The sequence below is a fragment of the Pseudomonas sp. H3_E04 genome (assembly GCF_054668915.1).
In genome coordinates this window covers 4,782,865-4,801,417 of record NZ_CP162797.1, presented here as the reverse complement: position 1 = coordinate 4,801,417, position 18,553 = coordinate 4,782,865, and the positions used below count along the sequence as shown (strand labels likewise).

The 18,553-nt window shown below is 61.1% G+C and carries 13 protein-coding genes; 3 read left to right on the top strand and 10 right to left on the bottom strand.

Translation table 11 applies throughout. The features are described from left to right. Window positions 1-141: 141 nt before the first annotated feature. From hutU to hutC, 3 genes are all read right to left on the bottom strand, one after another. Window positions 142-1,830: a urocanate hydratase gene (gene hutU / locus AB4N53_RS21675; protein ID WP_460123107.1), complete on the bottom strand. Its 1,689-nt coding sequence runs from the start codon at window positions 1,828-1,830 to the stop codon at window positions 142-144. 448 nt (window positions 1,831-2,278) lie between these two features. Beyond that, window positions 2,279-2,851, bottom strand: a complete 573-nt coding sequence (locus tag AB4N53_RS21670) for a HutD/Ves family protein (protein ID WP_460123104.1) — start codon at window positions 2,849-2,851, stop codon at window positions 2,279-2,281. Next, complete coding sequence (gene hutC / locus AB4N53_RS21665) at window positions 2,848-3,558, bottom strand: histidine utilization repressor (protein ID WP_162803449.1); 711 nt, start codon at window positions 3,556-3,558, stop codon at window positions 2,848-2,850. The genes AB4N53_RS21670 and hutC overlap by 4 nt, the downstream gene beginning before the upstream one ends. A 146-nt stretch (window positions 3,559-3,704) precedes the next feature. Between hutC and AB4N53_RS21660 the strand changes: the two genes are divergently transcribed. Next, a complete protein-coding gene (locus AB4N53_RS21660; RefSeq protein WP_460123101.1) occupies window positions 3,705-5,069 on the top strand; it encodes a formimidoylglutamate deiminase in 1,365 nt (454 codons plus the stop codon). A gap of 121 nt (window positions 5,070-5,190) precedes the next feature. On the opposite strand, the gene AB4N53_RS21655 is transcribed toward AB4N53_RS21660, so the two are convergent. Both AB4N53_RS21655 and AB4N53_RS21650 read right to left on the bottom strand, forming a co-directional pair. Then, entirely contained in the window at window positions 5,191-5,760 is a 570-nt protein-coding gene (locus tag AB4N53_RS21655; protein ID WP_460123097.1) for a lipocalin family protein, read from the bottom strand. Between the two features lie 29 nt (window positions 5,761-5,789). Further along, window positions 5,790-6,044: a hypothetical protein gene (locus AB4N53_RS21650; RefSeq protein ID WP_016772095.1), complete on the bottom strand. Its 255-nt coding sequence runs from the start codon at window positions 6,042-6,044 to the stop codon at window positions 5,790-5,792. A 281-nt stretch (window positions 6,045-6,325) separates the two neighbouring features. Between AB4N53_RS21650 and AB4N53_RS21645 the strand changes: the two genes are divergently transcribed. Next, window positions 6,326-8,218, top strand: a complete 1,893-nt coding sequence (locus tag AB4N53_RS21645) for a methyl-accepting chemotaxis protein (RefSeq protein WP_460123094.1) — start codon at window positions 6,326-6,328, stop codon at window positions 8,216-8,218. A gap of 107 nt (window positions 8,219-8,325) precedes the next feature. Here the strand turns inward: AB4N53_RS21645 and AB4N53_RS21640 are convergent, their stop codons facing one another. From AB4N53_RS21640 to AB4N53_RS21620, 5 genes are all read right to left on the bottom strand, one after another. Continuing rightward, window positions 8,326-8,928: a DUF924 family protein gene (locus tag AB4N53_RS21640; protein WP_460123091.1), complete on the bottom strand. Its 603-nt coding sequence runs from the start codon at window positions 8,926-8,928 to the stop codon at window positions 8,326-8,328. Window positions 8,929-8,931: 3 nt separating this feature from the next. Beyond that, complete coding sequence (locus tag AB4N53_RS21635; protein ID WP_039756611.1) at window positions 8,932-9,942, bottom strand: class 1 fructose-bisphosphatase; 1,011 nt, start codon at window positions 9,940-9,942, stop codon at window positions 8,932-8,934. Between the two features lie 293 nt (window positions 9,943-10,235). Then, window positions 10,236-11,600, bottom strand: coding sequence for a DUF3999 domain-containing protein (locus AB4N53_RS21630; protein ID WP_460123087.1), 1,365 nt, complete (start codon window positions 11,598-11,600; stop codon window positions 10,236-10,238). Next, the gene (locus AB4N53_RS21625) at window positions 11,597-15,178 is read right to left on the bottom strand and encodes a DUF2339 domain-containing protein (protein WP_460123084.1); all 3,582 of its coding nucleotides are present in this window, start codon (window positions 15,176-15,178) and stop codon (window positions 11,597-11,599) included. Before AB4N53_RS21625 ends, AB4N53_RS21630 begins: the two co-directional genes overlap by 4 nt. Before the next feature lie 169 nt (window positions 15,179-15,347). Then, on the bottom strand, window positions 15,348-17,798 hold the full coding sequence (locus tag AB4N53_RS21620) for a glycogen/starch/alpha-glucan phosphorylase (RefSeq protein ID WP_366300833.1): 2,451 nt from the start codon (window positions 17,796-17,798) through the stop codon (window positions 15,348-15,350). Between the two features lie 259 nt (window positions 17,799-18,057). Here AB4N53_RS21620 and AB4N53_RS21615 point away from each other — a divergent pair, with 259 nt between their 5' ends. Beyond that, on the top strand, window positions 18,058-18,495 hold the full coding sequence (locus tag AB4N53_RS21615; RefSeq protein ID WP_460123081.1) for a YkgJ family cysteine cluster protein: 438 nt from the start codon (window positions 18,058-18,060) through the stop codon (window positions 18,493-18,495). Window positions 18,496-18,553 lie beyond the last annotated feature (58 nt).

The window sequence follows — 18,553 nt, the reverse complement described above, 5'->3', positions numbered from 1 at the left end:
CTCTGTGGATTGCTATTCGGGTTCACTGAAATTCATCTGTGGGAGCGAGCCTGCTCGCGAATCGGGTGTATCAGTCACAGCAGTAGCGACTGACACGACGCCTTCGCGAGCAGGCTCGCTCCCACATAAAACCAGAGCGTGTTACCCGCCAGTGATCATCGGCAGATTCAGCCCCTGCTCTTTCGCGCAGTCGATCGCAATCTGGTAACCGGCATCGGCATGGCGCATGACGCCAGTCGCCGGGTCGTTATGCAGCACACGAGCAATGCGCTCGGCGGCTTCGTCAGTACCGTCGCAGACGATCACCATCCCCGAATGCTGCGAGAAGCCCATGCCGACCCCGCCGCCGTGGTGCAAGGAGACCCAGGTCGCACCGCTCGCGGTGTTCAGCAGTGCGTTGAGCAGCGGCCAGTCGGACACGGCGTCGGAGCCGTCCTGCATCGATTCGGTTTCGCGGTTGGGACTGGCGACCGAGCCGGAGTCGAGATGGTCGCGACCGATCACCACCGGGGCCGACAGCTCGCCGCTACGGACCATTTCGTTGAAGGCCAGACCGAGCTTGGCGCGCTGGCCCAGACCGACCCAGCAGATACGCGCCGGCAGACCTTGGAAGCTGATGCGCTCGCGGGCCATGTCCAGCCAGTTGTGCAAATGCGAGTCGTCGGGGATCAGCTCTTTGACCTTGGCGTCGGTTTTGTAGATGTCCTGCGGATCACCCGACAGCGCCGCCCAACGGAACGGGCCGATGCCACGGCAGAACAGCGGACGGATGTAGGCCGGTACGAAGCCTGGGAAATCAAAGGCGTTCTCGACACCTTCTTCCTGAGCCATCTGGCGGATGTTGTTGCCGTAGTCGAAGGTCGGAATGCCTTGCTTCTGGAACTCCAGCATGGCTTTGACGTGCACCGCCATCGACTGCTTGGCGGCTTTGATCACAGCTGCCGGTTCGGTCTTGGCGCGGGCGCGGTATTCGTCCCAGCTCCAGCCGGCCGGCAGGTAGCCGTTGAGCGGATCGTGGGCGCTGGTCTGATCGGTGACCATGTCCGGGCGCACGCCGCGCTTGACCAGTTCAGGGAGTATTTCGGCAGCGTTGCCGAGCAGCGCGATGGAAATCGCTTTGCCTTCTTTGGTGTATTTGTCGATGCGCGCCAGGGCGTCGTCGAGGTCTTTGGCTTGCTCGTCGACGTAACGGCTTTTCAGGCGGAAATCGATGCTTACCTGCTGGCATTCGATATTCAGCGAGCAGGCGCCGGCCAGGGTGGCGGCCAGCGGTTGCGCGCCGCCCATGCCACCGAGGCCGGCGGTGAGCACCCAGCGACCCTTGAGGTCAGCGTTGTAATGCTGGCGCCCGGCTTCGACGAAGGTTTCGTAGGTGCCCTGAACGATGCCCTGGCTGCCGATGTAGATCCAGCTGCCGGCAGTCATCTGGCCGTACATGGCCAGGCCTTTGGCGTCGAGTTCGTTGAAGTGTTCCCAGCTCGCCCAGTGCGGCACCAGATTGGAGTTGGCGATCAGCACGCGCGGTGCGTTGGCGTGGGTCTTGAACACGCCGACCGGTTTACCCGACTGCACCAACAGGGTTTCGTCGTCGTTCAGGTTGGTCAGGCTCTCGACGATCTTGTCGTAGCACTCCCAGTTGCGCGCGGCGCGACCGATGCCACCGTAGACCACCAGTTCCTTCGGGTTCTCGGCAACTTCCGGGTCGAGGTTGTTCATCAGCATGCGCAGCGGCGCTTCAGTCAGCCAGCTCTTGGCGGTCAGCGTGTTACCGCGTGCGGCGCGGATCTGCACGTCACGAAACTTGTTGCTGTTCTGGGTATTGTCAGTCACGAAAAAGACTCCTCAGCGATCAATTCAAACCAACCCTGGCAGTGGGCAGCAGCCTGCGCGCCTCGATGCGCGACAAGCGAATCAGTGGACGCTGCGGGGAGTCTCGACCGACTCATACGCATACGTCTTTACTTGTACATACAAGCATATGCAATCAAGCGGCCAACTTGTTGGAGTAGCGTTCAGGAAAAATCACGGGCAAGGCTGGAGAGCGCCTGAATCGAGGGTTCTGGCGTGGATGAAATTTTTCCGGAAGGAGATTCTGGGGAGATGCAGCTGGGCCAGGTGAGCGCGGTTTTGCGCCACGCTGGGGCGTTCGGTAACAAGTTGGTGCGGGGTTTGGAAACACCCAAAAGCAAAAAATCGCAGCCTTCGGCAGCGCCTACACTGGGTTTGATGTACATCCTGTAGGAGCTGCCGAAGGCTGCGATCTTTTAAGATTTCTGAATCAGCGTCCAGTCAGTTCAATGACGCAGCAACCCGCATTGGTGGAGACTTCGGCCAGACCGCTGTTACCGTCCAGTTGCAGGCAATCATGTCGCCCCAACTGCGAAACACTGTCACCGATCCGGACTTCCAGCAACTCACTGACACTGAACAGCAGCAACGTCGATGCCGAGCTGAAAAACCGCTGCTCACCGTCCAGCCACTGCAACCGCGCGCTGTAACGCTGCGGCGCGTAGATCAGATTGAAATCGCGAATTGCACCGCCGAGCAAGGTGCAGGACACCTGACTTTCGCCGCTGAACGCATACGGGTCGAGCGGTAACAGTGGGCGGGAATCGTCACCGTCGACGCACAGGGTCATGCCGTCGCCCTGCAACACGGTGATGACTCGCTGGAAACCGGCGAATGTCGAGAAAACGCCCGAATCAGCGATGTCGGCAATCGACAGGCGCCAGCCAAAACCGTCCAGGCCTGCGCCCGCATCACGGGTAATTTCCTCGGTGCTGCCGCCGCCATTTTTCCACGGCATGCGCGGGTAGCCTTCGGCGCGTAGAACCTTCGCTTGATAATTCATTTATGAAAGCGCCCTTCCAGACGATGACGCGAGCCCGGATGGATCAAACGCGCAGCGGTCACCGGCTGACGTCCCGACCACGTGCGGCGACGGATCAACAGACATGGCTCGCCCTTTTCGATCTGCAGTAACTTGCATTCCGACGGCTCGGCAAGAATCGCTTCGACCACGTGCTCGCCTTCGGTCAGCGGCGCGACCTGGTTGAGATAGGCATAGGGTGTTTGCAGAGTGAAATCCTGCTTGAGGTATTCCGGGGCTACCAGTGCGTTGACGAAACGGTCTTCGATTTGCACCGGGATGTCGTTTTCGTAATGCACGATCAGCGAGTGGAAGACTTTCTGGCCTTCGCGCATGTCCAGCGCCAGCGCGCGCTCGGAGCCGGCAGCCTCTTCTTCGAGGGTGATGACCTGGCAAGTGTGGCGATGGCCGCGCGAGGCGATTTCATCGGCGATGTTGTGTACTTCGAACAGCGCTGACTGGCTCTTCGGCTCGGCGACAAATGTGCCGACGCCTTGCATGCGCACCAACAAGCCGTCGGCGGTCATCTCGCGCAGGGCGCGGTTGATGGTCATGCGGCTGAAGCCGAGCTGGCTGACCAGTTCGCTTTCGGACGGCACGCGGTAGTGCGGCGGCCAGTTACCGCTGTCGATCTGCTGGGTGATCATCTGTTTGACGCGGGCGTACAAAGGCGCCGGACTGTCGCCCATGTTCGCGGCCAACGGAGAAACTGGAGGCGGAGTCGGCACGGTTGATCCCTGTTCATTGGATGAAAGTGACTAGCTTGCCGGAGTTTACCGGGCAGGCAAACGTCTGTATATGTATATACAAATAACACACGATGGGGTGCCGAACGATGTCCGCCTTCTTTGCCGAATGCGCACTGCTGCCTAACGGATGGGCCAATAATGTACGTCTCGAGGTCAGCGCCGATGGCCTGTTGACCCGGATCCAGGCCGATTCCAGCGCAGACGGCGCCGAACGGCTGCGCGGGCCGTTGCTGCCGGGAATGCCCAATCTGCACTCTCACGCCTTCCAGCGCGCCATGGCTGGATTGGCCGAAGTGGCCGGCAACCCCAACGACAGTTTCTGGACCTGGCGCGATCTGATGTATCGCCTCGTCGGAAAAATCAGCCCCGATCAGCTCGGCGTTATCGCTCGCCAGCTGTACATCGAAATGCTCAAGGCCGGTTATACCTCGGTCGCCGAATTTCACTACGTGCACCACGACAGCAACGGCCAGCCGTACGCCGATCCGGCCGAACTGGCCTTGTGCATCAGCCAGGCTGCCAGCGAAAGCGGAATCGGTCTGACCCTGCTGCCGGTGCTTTACAGTCATTCCGGTTTCGGTGGCCAGACGCCCAACGATGGCCAGCGTCGGTTTATCAACAGCACCGAGAATTACCTGAATCTGCAAGCGCGGTTGCAGCCACTACTGGCGCGGCAGAAGGCGCAGTCGCTGGGTCTGTGTTTCCACTCGTTGCGTGCGGTGACGCCGCAGCAAATCAGCGAAGTGTTGGCGGCCAGCGACAAACAATGCCCGGTGCACATCCATATCGCCGAGCAGCAGAAAGAAGTCGACGATTGCCTGAGCTGGAGCGGTCGTCGTCCGTTGCAATGGCTGTACGAGAACGCTGAAGTCGATCAGCGCTGGTGCCTGGTCCACGCCACCCACGCCAACCCGGAAGAAGTCACGCGGATGGCCAACAGTCGCGCAATCGCCGGGCTGTGTCTGACCACTGAAGCGAATCTGGGTGACGGGATTTTCCCGGCAGTAGATTTTCTCGCCCAAGGCGGGCGCATGGGCATCGGCTCCGACAGCCATGTCTCGCTGAGCGTAGTGGAAGAGTTGCGCTGGCTGGAATATGGCCAGCGCCTGCGTGATCAGCGGCGCAATCGCTTGTACGGTGCGGACCAACCGATGGTCGGCCGCACGCTGTATGACGCGGCACTGGATGGCGGCGCCCAGGCATTGGGGCAACCGATTGGTGCGCTGGAAGTGGGCAAGCGCGCGGACTGGATTGTCCTGGACGGTAGCGATCCGTATCTGGCGACGGCTTCGGGGGACGGGATTCTCAATCGCTGGTTGTTTGCTGGCGGTGATCGACAGGTGCGCGATGTGCTGGTCAATGGTCAGTGGGTGGTGCGCGATGGACGGCATGCCGGCGAAGAGCACAGCGCTCGCGCATTCACCCAGGTCCTGCGCGATCTCCTGGGCTGACCCAAAACCAAACTGTGGGAGCGAGCCTGCTCGCGAACGCGGTGTATCAGTCAACATTCATATCAACTGACACACCCTCTTCGCGAGCAGGCTCGCTCCCACAGTTGATTTGTATCGAGGCTTAATTGGAGGTCTTGGCCATCTGCCGATCCGACGCGCGCCAGATCAGGCGTGTGGTGTCGTAACCCTGCTGACGCGCCTTGCTCAGCAATTCTTCACGCACTACACCGTTAACGGTTGGCGTGCGTGACAACAGCCACATGTACTTGCGACTCGGATCGCCGACGATGGCGGTCTTGTAATCGTCGCTGACGTACAACACCCAGTACTCGCCCTTCGCCACACCCGGCACCAGGCGCGAGAACCAGTTATCGAATTCGACCCAGAGCTTGTCGGTCTTGCCTGGCACTTGTGGATAAGCCGTGCCTTTGGCTTCTTCCCATTGCCACTCCGGGGTCAGGCAACGGTTGAGCACGCCGACGTTACCGTCAGGCTTGAGGGTGTAGTGGGCTTCGGATTGCGCGCAGTGGCGCTGAAAGAACATCGGCAAACGTGCCAGTTCATACCAGGTTCCCTGATAACGCTTGAGATTGACGCTGTTGACGGTCTTCGGCGCCAACGGGTCGACGCCGGAAGTGGCGCAGCCAGCCAGTACCAGGCCAGCAAAAAGGATCAGCAATAACCGCTTCATTTTTTTCTCCGTGGGCGCGAAGCCCCGGTTTACTTCAGGCCTTGGCCGGAAAACATCAGCACTTTGTCACCGGCGTATTGCACGCTGATAAAGCTGTTCTTGTCGCCCCAGGTGCAGCTGGACATACCGAGCGCGCCCGAGCAATCGGTGGGCTTGCCGAGGAGGGTTTCCACTTCGGACTTGGCCATGCCGGCCGAGAGCTTGGAGTAGTTTTCCTGATTGACCTTGCTGCATGCGGCCAACAGCACACAAAACGACAGCAGGGCGATAGATCGCAGCGACATGGTGAAACTCCTGGAACGAGGGGGGATGGCATGGTGCCAACCAGAAGCTTAGAAGAGAAAAGTGTCATCTGGTTCCGTGCTCAATTGCCTATTTATCAGCCCGCCTGTCTGACTTTTGCCGATAAATCAGAAACTTTGTGAAGCTGTCGAGCATTTCGTCGACTTTCCGCACAAGCGCCTAATCTTTGGCGCGGCGCGGTCGAAATAAGAGCAGCGCAACGCTGCCGAATATGGCAAATTGCCGCCCTTTCTTGACCAGCCCCTTCGCGGTAGTTCATTCGATGACCAGAAACATGAAATTCAGCCACAAAATCCTGTTGGCTGCTGCCCTTGTGGTGGCCGTTGCGTTCGCCTGTTTCATCTTCTTCAACGACTATCGCCAGCGTCAGGCTTTGAGCAGCAGCACCGAAGCGACCATGCAGGAGCTGGGCAGCCTGACCACCAGCAACATCCAGACCTGGCTGGAAAGCCGCATTCAATTGCTGCAATCGCTGTCGCAGCAGGTCACAGTCGATGGCAACGCGCCCGCCAGCCTGAAGCGCATCATCGACCTGCCCGCCTACACCGGCAATTTCCAGCTCAGCTATTTCGGTGGCGCTGACGGCGTGATGTTCTCGGTGCCGGCCGGCAACCGTGCGCCGGACTACGATCCACGCGCGCGCGGCTGGTACAAAGCGGCCAACAGCGCACAACAGACCATCGTCACCGAACCGTACATCGCCGCCTCGTCGGGCAAACTGGTGATCACCGTCGCCACCCCGGTACAACGTCAGGGCCAGATGCTCGGCGTCGCCGGTGCCGACATTGATCTAACCAGCGTCAGCGCGATCATCAACTCGCTGAACTTCGGCGGCCACGGTCATGCGTTCATTGTCAGCGCCGAAGGCAAGATCCTCATCCACCCGGACAGCAAACTGGTGCTCAAAACGCTGGCCGAGGCCTATCCGAACGGCGCGCCTCAAGTCAGTCAGGGCCTGAAAGAAGTCGAGTTCGACGGCAAGACCCAGTTGATTTCCTTTACTCGCGTCAACGGCGTGCCTTCGGCTGACTGGTACGTGGCGCTGGTGCTCGACAAAGACACCGCGTTCTCGATGCTCAGCGAATTCCGCACCTCGGCACTGATCGCCATGGTCATCGCCGTACTAATCATCATCGGCCTGCTCGGCATGCTGATTCGCGTGCTGATGCAACCGCTGCTGACCATGGGCCGCGCGATGCATGACATCGCTGAAGGCGAAGGCGACCTGACCAAGCGCCTGGTGATTCACGGCAACGATGAATTCGGCGCGCTGGGCACTTCGTTCAACCGCTTCGTCGAGCGCATTCATACGTCGATCCGCGAGGTGTCCTCGGCCACCGGCCAGGTCAACGAAGTCGCCCTGCGTGTGGTCGCTGCCTCGAACTCGTCGATGTACAACTCCGACCAGCAAGCCAGCCGCACCAACAGCGTCGCCGCTGCGATCAATCAGCTTGGTGCCGCCGCACAGGAAATCGCCCAGAACGCCGCCCTCGCCTCGCAACATTCCAGCGACGCGCGCAACCTGGCGGTCGATGGCCAGCAGGTCGTGGATAAAACCATTCAGGCCATGCAGCAACTGTCGGCAAAAATCAGCGACTCCTGCGGCAACATCGAAACGCTGAACAGCAACACGGTGAACATCGGCCAGATTCTCGAGGTGATCACCAGCATTTCCCAGCAGACCAACTTGCTCGCGCTCAACGCCGCCATCGAGGCTGCGCGCGCCGGTGAAGCCGGACGCGGTTTCGCCGTGGTCGCCGACGAGGTGCGCAACCTCGCGCACCGCACCCAGGATTCGGCGCAGCAAGTGCAGAAGATGATCGAAGAGTTGCAGGTCGGCGCACGCCAGGCGGTGACCATCATGACCGAGAGCCAGCGCGAGAGCGAAAGCAGCGTCGGCATCGCCAACCAGGCCGGCGAGCGTCTGGGCAGCGTGACCCAGCGCATCGGCGAAATCGACGGCATGAACCAGTCGGTAGCCACCGCGACCGAAGAGCAAACCGCCGTGGTCGAGTCGATCAACGTTGATATCAACGAGATCAACACGCTGAATCAGGAGGGTGTGGAAAACTTGCAGGCGACGTTGCGCGCGTGTTCGGACCTTGAGCAGCAGGCGGCACGGTTGAAGCATCTCGTCGGCAGCTTCAGGATTTAAGCCGCGGCCTCAGGCCTCTTCGCGAGCAGGCTCGCTCCCACAGTGGAATGCATTTCAATTGTGGGAGCGAGCCTGCTCGCGAAAGCGGCATAAGCCGCACTGAGGATTCAGAACCTTGAGCCGGGCCTGGACAGGAACTCCAATTCCTCAGACGTAGACTCCCGCCCCAACACCGCATTGCGATGCGGAAACCTTCCAAACCGCGCAATCACGTTCTGATGCCGCTCGGCATAATCCAGATTGTCGGCAAACACCGCCCGCTCCGACTCTGGCTGTTCAGCCACCAATCCAATAAATCTGGAAACGGCTTCGTTCTGCACTGCGAGGTTTTCGCAGTGTTCGAATACCAGATAAATGAATACCCGCTGAATCGGTTTCAACTGCCGATCGAAATCCGCTGCAATGCCTTGCGCGACAAGCTTCTGTGCGCGCAGATCACCGGAAAAGGCTTTGGGAGTGTCGCGATAGATCATGCGCGGCAGTTGATCGAGCAACAACACCACCGCCAGCCAACCTTCGGGACATTGCGTCCACTCGGTCAATTCACCGGCCAGCGCCTGATCGACAAAGACCCCGAAACGCGTCTGCGCTTCGAGGTCTTGGCTGTTTCGCTTACCGAACCACAACTTGCCCTTTTCGGCCGCTACTGCGTTGGCTGATTCGGCGTGTCCGAACCACCAGTCGAGCAACGGCTGCCAGGGCGCGTGCATGGTTTATTCCTTGTGGTAGGCCGTGGCGCGAGCGACTTCTTCTTTCGAACCAAGGAACACGGCAACGCGCTGGTGCAGGCCTTCGGGCTGAATGTCGAGAATGCGCTGGTGACCATCGGTGGACGCGCCGCCGGCCTGTTCGACGAGGAACGACATCGGGTTGGCTTCGTACATCAGGCGCAGCTTGCCCGGTTTCGACGGCTCACGGCTGTCGCGCGGATACATGAACAGACCGCCACGGGTCAGAATGCGGTGTACGTCGGCAACCATCGCCGCGACCCAACGCATGTTGTAGTTTTTCTTCAACGGGCCTTCTTCACCGGCCAGCAACTCGCCGACATAGCGCTGTACCGGGGCTTCCCAGTGGCGCTGGTTGGACATGTTGATGGCGAATTCCTGAGTGGTCTCCGGAATGGTGATGTCTTCGTGAGTCAGGACGAAGCTGCCCATTTCGCGGTCCAGGGTAAAACCTTTGACGCCATCGCCCAAGGTCAGTACCAGCATGGTTTGCGGGCCGTAGATCGCGTAACCGGCGGCAACCTGTTGGGTGCCTGGCTGCAGGAACGCTTTTTCGTTCAGCGGCTCGTTCTGGCTCAGGTATTCGTTCGGGCAACGCAGTACCGAGAAGATTGTGCCGACCGGTGCGTTGATGTCGATGTTCGACGAGCCGTCCAGTGGGTCGAATACCAGCAGGTATGCGCCTTTCGGGTATTTACCGGGGATCTGGTAGGCGTTGTCCATTTCTTCGGACGCCATGCCGGCCAGGTGACCGCCCCATTCGTTGGCTTCGAGGAGGATTTCGTTCGACAGCACGTCGAGCTTCTTCTGCACTTCGCCTTGCACGTTCTCGGTGCCCATGCTGCCCAGAACACCACCCAGGGCGCCTTTGGATACGGCGTGGCTGATCTCCTTGCAGGCACGCGCCACCACTTCGATCAAAAAGCGCAGATCGGCAGGAGTGTTGTTGCTGCGGGTCTGCTCAATCAAATAGCGACTCAAGGTAACGCGGGACATGGACGGCTCCGGTGGAATGGGGGGCGGAAAACCCGCGCAGTTTACAGGGAGTCTGAAAACCTAGCGAGCGAAGACGCCGGCTAACGTGCGCCTGGGTGTATTTGCCTGTATGAGACGTGATTGTCGGTGGAGAGTTCAGGTGTCGGATTGAGCGTAGTTCGGTTCAGCATGACCGGTTGAGGATTTTCAGTGTCTGCCCGGGCGCTTTCGCGAGCAGGCTCGCTCCCACAATGGAATGCATTTCAACTGTGGGAGCGAGCCTGCTCGCGAATGGCGCGCAGCGCCGGCCATGCTCAGGTATTGGCAGGCGGCTTGCGCAACAGGCTGAACGCCATCGCTGCGAGAAACACCACACTGAGCAGCAACACCGCCCACAAGCCGAACTTCTTCCAGTTCGTCCCGGCCACCGCCGCCGTCGTCGCCGTCGAGGTCTGCGTGGCCAGCGCTTCGCCCTGCACCGTCGCCTTGCCGAGGCTCGCCAGCTTCTCTGGCTTGAAATCCGGAATCAACGTTGCCAGCGGCAGGTTCGCCGTTTTCACCGTGGCATTGCCCAAGGCCAGGCTGTACGGCCCGTCGCCCCGGGCGAGGAAGATCACCTGCGTGGCGCGCACCGCATATTTCAGGTCCGGCGCCTGCTCACCCAACCCGCCGCCGCGCTCATCCACGGTCAGCTTGAGTTGCTGCACGGTCTGCCCGGACAGCGGGATTTCGTTCTGCACCACATCCTGATTGTTCTGGGTCAGGCGATAGAGCAAACCGCTGCTCAGTGGCTGCCACGGCAAGTTGCTTTCACGTCGCCCAGCCAACGTGACCGGCGCCAGACTGTTCGGCTGTTTCAGCTCAACCTGCACCCGCTCGACATTCAGACCCATGGGCAACTGCCAGGTGTATTCCCCGGACTTGGTGCTGCTGCCGGCCACGCTTGGCGACCAGACCAAAGGCAGCGGCAGGTTGCGCGGGTCGCTGCTTTTCAATTGCGCCGACGTCAGGACGGGCGCCGACCCCGGCGACTCCCACAACAGGCGCACATAACGCGCGGTCTGCCCCGGCAGGCTCACTTCGTGCTGTTCGATGCGCTCATCGGAAAAGGTCAGGCGTGCCACCTGGCCCTCGCCCCATGACTGCCAGTGCTGCAGATCGTCGCTGGCCTCGATGCTGAAACGCTGGAATCCGTCGCGCTCGCTGGTCCAGTCGAGGATCAACTGTTGCAACGGCGCCTTGATCGCACTGGCATCGAGCAGCCAGCCGCGCAGCACTTCTTCGCCCGCTTCCAGTTGCGAGGACGGCTGCACTTCGACCAGGGTGCCATTGGAGGTCGACTGCACGCGTACATTCGGCGCGCGCTCGCTGGCGTCGGCGGCGTTGTACAGCGGGAACCACTTCACTTCGTGCAGCTTGCCGTCGTCGCGGGTCTGTGCCGATTCGCGAGCCAAGGCGTAGGCCTGCGCTTCGCCGGCGGCGTTGAACACACGCAAATCGCTGAGATCGGTCTGGCGCGCCAGCAATTGCGCGCTCAGCGGCAGGTCGAGGCGATACCACGGGCCGTTGCCGCTCACCGTCAACGGCACCTGCGTGGCGAAGTCCGCCGGTTTTTCCTGAGCGCCAGCGACCATCACCACGCCCAGCGCCAACCATCCCAGATTCAGCATGCGACTCAAGATGCAACTCCTTCGGTTTCCGGCGCGGGTTTGTCCGCCGCCGGTTCAGCCTCAACGCGTTTCGGTGGCAGCGGCGCAAAGTAGCCGACCACCAGCAGCAACACACCGACGCCGATAAACGAGACGATCCGGGCGAGACCGCCACGGTTGCTCAGTTCGACAAAAATCAGTTTGGCCACCACCAGCGCAATCAGCGCCGCGCCGATCAGCCACACTTCGCGGCGATGGCGCAGATGGCCGCCGATCATCAGCCCCAGCGCCATCAACGTCCAGACGATGGACAGGCCGGCCTGCACCAGCATCGACGCGAGCAGTTGATCGAGCTCGAACGGAATGCCGGCCCAGTGATGCGCCGCGCGGGTGACCAGTGCGGTGCAGAAGGCAAACAGCGACACACCGGCAATCAGTTGCGTGGCGTGGTCGGCGTAGTCCTGGCGGATCGACAACTGAGCAACCGCGCTGCGCGACCAGACATAAACGCCGAACAGCGCAAACAGCAGACCCAACTCCAAAGGATTAAGCAGCGGCACGTAAGGCAACGGTTCGGCATTGCCATCGCTTACGCCATTGGCCAGCCAGAACCACGCCAGCATCAGCACCGCCAGCGGTGCCGCCGCATACAAGCGGTACTCGCGGGCAAACGCGGCCACCGGCCACGGCCACGTACGTGGAGCAGCCATCAGCAACAGATAGAGGCTCGGCAGAATCGCCCAGCCCAGCCAGCGCCAGGCATTGTACTGCTCGGACAACAGCAGCAGGCCGTAACGCAACTCCAGCGCCAGCACGCCAATCAGCAGCCAGCAACCGAGCACATGGGCCACGCTCAATGCGCGCGCCGGCAACATCGACGCCAAGCGGCGCAGGCTGAAGAAGTGCACCGCGAACAGCGCCGGCCACGCCAGCCAGCCGAAGTCGGCAGCCGGGTGATAGCGTGCATGCCACGCTCCGAGCAAGACCAGCGCCGCCGCCGGAATCAGCAAAGTGCAGAGCAAACCCAGCGCCGGCCATCTCAGGCGCAACGACAACACCGTCCACAGCGCCACACTGATCGCAGCGACCAGCAGCAACAACGTGCCTTGCAGGTTCGGCGAGGCGAAACGCAGGATTTCGCTGACCCACGCCAGCGTCCACCAACCAGCGCCCCAGACCAGCAGCACTTGCGACAAGCGCTGCAAACTCAAGGCATCAAAAGCACTGGCATGGTTGCCCAGTTGCAAGCGCCACGCACCGATCAGCGCGGCCAGCCCCAGCACCAGCGGCGTCCAGAAGCCATCGTGGGCAAACGGTTTCAGCCCTTCGCTGGACAGCGGCCCGAGCCATTCGGGGCCGGCGAGCAGAAACGCTGCGCCGCCGATCACCTGCAACAGCAGACCGAAAACGAAACTCAGACGCTGTTGCAGGTACAGGCTCAGCCAAATGATCAGCAAACCGCTGGCCGCCCACACTGCACTCGCGGTTTGCCACGGCAGGACGAACAGTACCGCCAGATTGATCAGCACCAGCCCGGCCAGCAAGATCACCGATAAGCCACGCAGCAAACGCACATCAGCGCGCACCATCTCATCGCGAGCCGCGAGCAGCATGCCGCCGATCAAGGCCAGCCCGATCAGCGACGCACTGAGCAAACCGCTCCAACCGGCGCTGAACACCGCCGCCGAGTCTTCGCCGGCACTTTGCAGGCGCAACAGGAACAACGCGCCGCCCAGCAACTGCACGGCGAACGCGGTAAACAGGAATGTGCGCGATTGAATTTGCAAGCCAACCAACAAGGTCGCCAACCCGGCCAAGGCCCAACTGATCGCCGTGCCCTGGATGAACAGGAACAACGGTGCCAGCAGATACAGGAAAGTCAGGCCCAGACATGCCAGCACTGGAAGCCCCTGGCGTTCCCACGGCGATGTCTGCTCAGGCGTAGCCTTGCGCAGTTGAAGGAAACTGAACAGCAGCGCGGCGCCGAGCATCAGCGCGCCCAGCGGTGCGCCGTCGAGCAGGCTGCTCTCGCCGGGCTGCAATTGGCTGAGAAACGCCAGCGCCGAACCCAGTTGCAACAACAAGGCTAAAGCCCGGGCGAACGGCCGATGCTGACGTAAACCAAGCCAGAAAATCCCTGCGCCTTCAACGGCCCACGCCGCAGAAGTCCAGCGCGCATCGAGCCCCAGCGGAATCGCCAGGCTGGCAAAAATCACCCCCAGCGCCAGGCAGGTTTCCCCCAGCAGCATCGCGCGCCCGCCCATCAAAACTCTAGCCAGCGCCATATAGATCATGCCCAGCGCCAAGGCACTGAACGCCGCCGCAAATTCGAGATGCTGGACCAAAGCAAACTGCAAACCGAAGCCAATGATCGGCGGGCCGAACAGCATGGTGCCGTCGACGTAATCGCCCTTGCGGGCCGACCATTGCAGCAGCGCCTCACGGTCAGCGTCCGCCGGAGCATCCTGCAGGTCGCGCAATTTGCGTCGGGCGAAGAGCAGGCCGATGGCGAGGTACATGAGGAAAAACACAATCAGGAACGGCTCGGTGCTCCACAGCAGTTCCGGCGTGTACGAACGCAGGCCCCAGGCGAACCCGATACCGAAGGTGCCGACGAAGCCGATGAGGTTGAGCAGGCGCCAGGCCTTGAACCAGGCGATAGCAAGAATGCCCGCGTTGAGCAGAGCGAAATAGCTGAACAGCGCTACATGATTTCCCTCGCCGGTAGAGGTGAGAATCGGCGCGGCGAAACCGCCGAGTGCCGCCGCTGCCGCCAACCCCAGCGCGTCCTGGGTGATCGCCAGAATTGCCGAGAACACCGTGACGGCCACCAGCAGGCCGAGTGCGGCGGATGGATCAAGCAACGGATGCAGACGCATCGCCGCGAACACCGTCAGGTACAGCACTGCGATCCCGGTGCCTTGCAGCATCAATGCATAGTTGCTGTTGCGTCGGCGCAGCCACCAGCCCAGCGCCAGCAAGCCCAACGCTGCTGCCGCAACGCCGGCGTAACGCAACTCGATCGGCACCACCATGCCTTCGGTGGCGTAACGCAGCAAAAATGCCAGGCCGAAAAACAGCAGTACTACACCGACGCGCAGAACAGTGTTGCCGCCAAACAGCCAATTGCGCGCAGCGCTGATGCCGCGTTCGATCAGGTTCGGGCCTCGGGGTTCGGCAGGTTTTTGTGCGGGTGCAACAGGAGCCGGTTCGGCGCGCCAGACATTGGCCGGCAGGGGCTGACTGGTCTCGCGGGCGACGGCGGAGATGGGTTCGAGGTCGGGCGGCAGTTCCCAGATCAGCTCAGGGGTCGGGGCAGCCTGCTCAGCCACGTCGACGGGTGCGGCGACCGGCTCGACTTCAGGTGGCGGTGGTGGCGCATGCGAGGGCGACCCCTCCAGCACGAACAAGCGCTGAGCCACTCCTTGCAAGGCTTCACGCACCTGCTCCAGTTGGCGCTGTTGCTCCGCCGCCTGCGAGCCAAGACGCGCGATGCGCAGCATCTGGCCGATGACCAGCCCCAGCAGCGCACCCAACAGCGCGCCACTGAACGACTCGTCGAGCAGTCCACCGAGCACCAGCCCGATCAACATGAACATCCATTGCATGGTCGATATCCCTGAGCGCAAAGGCCAATCCGGGAAGATTAGCGCAGCCTGTCGCAAAAAGATCGCAGCCTGCGGCAGCTCCTACAAAGGTTTATGCGAACACCTGTGTAGGAGCTGCCGAAGGCTGCGATCTTTTCCGGCGCGCGATTATATCGAGCCGAGTGGAAAGTTACTCCAGCGCTTTCCAGATATCCGTGGCGTACTCGCGAATCGTCCGGTCCGAGGAGAACCAGCCCATTCGCGAGGTGTTGAGCACCGCCGAACGCCACCAGTTCTGCGAGTCATGCCAATGCGCATCGACACGCTTCTGCGCCTCCCAGTAGGAGTCGAAGTCGGCGCAGACCAGGAAGCGGTCATAGTCGATCAGCGAGTCGATCAGGCCGGTGTAACGCGAGGTGTCGTCCGGCGAGAACACACCGCTGCGAATTGCTTGCAGCACATCGTTCAAACGATGGGAGGCGGCGATGTCGGGTACGGCGCTGAATTCATGGTTCTGTTTGCGCGCTTCAACCTGTTGCGCGCTGAGGCCGAAAATGAACATGTGCTCGGCACCGATGCGCTCGCACATTTCTACGTTGGCACCGTCAAGGGTACCGATGGTCAGCGCGCCGTTGAGGCCGAACTTCATGTTACTGGTGCCTGACGCCTCGAAACCGGCGGTGGAAATCTGCTCGGACAAGTCCGCCGCCGGGATGATGCTTTCAGCCAGGCTGACGTTGTAATTGGGCAGGAACACCACTTTCAGCAGGCCGCGCACGGTTGGGTCGTTGTTCACCACCCGAGCGATGTCGTTGGTCAGCTTGATGATCAGCTTGGCCTGGTGATAACTCGCCGCCGCTTTACCTGCGAAGATCTTCACCCGTGGCACCCAGTCGACTTCCGGCTCGGCACGAATCGCTTGGTACAACGCCACGGTGTGCATCAGGTTGAGCAACTGACGCTTGTATTCGTGGATACGTTTGACCTGCACGTCGAACATCGCCGCCGGGTTGACCGCGATCCCGAGGCGCTCGTGAATCAGATAGGCCAGCGCCTTCTTGCTGTGCAGACGCTGCTCGGCGAAGGCTTTGCGGAACGCGGTTTTCTCGGCGAACGGTTCGAGTTCGAGCAGACGCTCTTCGGGATGATCGAGCACGTCCGGGCCGAGAGCGTCGATCAGCATCGAGGTCAGTTCAGGGTTGGCCTGATACAGCCAGCGGCGGAAAGTGATGCCGTTGGTTTTGTTGTTGATCCGCTCCGGGTAGAGCTTGTGCAGTTCGGCAAATACGGTTTTGCGCATCAACTGTGTATGCAGACCCGACACACCGTTGACGCTGTGCGAACCGAGAAACGCAAGGTTGCCCATGCGCACCCGGCGACCATTGTCTTCTTCGATCAGCGACACCGCGCGCAATACGTCGAAGTCGTGAATGCCCTTGGCTCGCAGCGAATCGATGTGCTGCGCGTTGATCAGATAGATGATCTGCATGTGCCGTGGCAGCATGCGTTCCATCAGCCCGACCGGCCAGGTTTCCAGCGCTTCCGGCAGCAGCGTGTGGTTGGTGTACGACAGCGTGTCGACGGTGACTTGCCACGCCGCGTCCCATGCGACGTCGTAGACATCGACGAGTTGGCGCATCAGTTCGGCCACCGCGATTGAGGGGTGAGTGTCATTGAGCTGGATCGCCGCGTGGTCACCCAGGGTCAGCACCGAGGTGTGCATGTTGCGGTGACGGCGCAGCAGATCCTGCAGCGAGGCGGCGACGAAGAAGTATTCCTGGCGCAGACGCAGCTCTTGCCCGGCTTCGGTGCTGTCTGCCGGGTAGAGGACGCGGGAGATACTTTCGGCGCGGGCCACTTCCGCCACGGCGCCCAGGTGGTCACCGGCGTTGAAGCGCTCCAGGTGCAGGTCTTCCATGGCGCGGGCACGCCACAGACGCAAGGTATTGACGCTCGCCCCGCGCCAGCCGACTACCGGCGTGTCGTAGGCAATCGCGCGCACGGTTTCGGCCGGCGACCAGACCTGACGAGTCTTGCCCGAGGCATCGGTGACGGTTTCGACGCTGCCGCCGAAGCCGATCGGGTACACGACTTCCGGCCGTTCGAATTCCCACGGGTTGCCGAAATCCAGCCAGTGTTCGGTCTGTTCCTGTTGCCAGCCATCGACGATCGCCTGACGGAACAAGCCGTGCTCATAACGAATGCCATAGCCATGGCCGGCGATGCCGAGGGTCGACATGCTTTCCATGAAGCACGCCGCGAGACGACCCAGGCCGCCGTTGCCCAAGGCCGCGTCGGGCTCCAGCAGGCGGATACGCTCCAGATCGACGCCCAGTTCGGTCAGCGCTTCACGGGCGACGTCGAGCAGGCCCAGGTTGCTCAGGCTGTCGTAGAGCAAACGGCCGATGAGAAACTCCAGCGAGAGGTAATAAACCCGCTTCTGGCCTTTGCGATAGATCTGTCGGGTGTGGTCCATCCAGTGTTCGACCATGTGATCACGCGCAGCCAGGGCAATGGCTTCAAACCAGTCATGGTCGAAGGCGTGATCGGGGTCTTTGCCCACGGCGTAGGTGAGTTTGGTCAGGACGGCGTCGCGGAACGCGGCCACCTCTGCTTCGCGAACTAGTGGTTCTTGAGTCATCAACAGGACCTCGAGCGAGCGGGAATTTTCTGAGCCTAGACGGTCTGACCGGCGGTAACGGCTCTGGTTCGGCAGTATTTGCGCGGACTGTGCGCCAGTCCGACATAACCTTGGCGGATGAGCCAATGAATGCAGGGGCCGTGCCGTCCTGTCGGGCAAAATGCGGCGGCTGTGAAAATATCCGGCGAAAGGTTGTTCAAAAATCCACCGCTCCCGGTATGATCGCGCGCCCTGATGCATACACGCCTGGTAACTCCCGATGATGAAGCCCAACCTGATCGCCGCCGCCGAGATTGATCGTCTCGATACGTGGGCCAAATACTCGGCGCCGATGTGCGGCTCTTGCATGTCCAGCTGCTGCACGCTGCCGGTCGAAGTGAAGATCAAGGATCTGGTGCGCATCGGTGTGGTCGACGAGTTCGAACTGGGCGATCCGCCGAAGAACATCGCCAAGCGCCTGCAAAAGGAAGGTCTGGTCGAACGCTTCAATCAGAAGTCTGGGATCTTTACCCTGCAGCGCATGAGCAACAACGACTGCTATTACCTGGATCGTAAAACGCGCCTGTGCACCATTTATGACAAGCGCCCGGACACCTGCCGCAACCACCCCAAGATCGGGCCACGCCCGGGGTATTGCGCGTACAAGCCGAAAGAAGTCGAGCGGGTGCAGCATTTCCGGGCCATCGACAAATTTTGATCGCTGGTGAAGTTTTCGGCGGCTGATCGGCCGCTTTCGCGAGCAGGCTCGCTCCCAC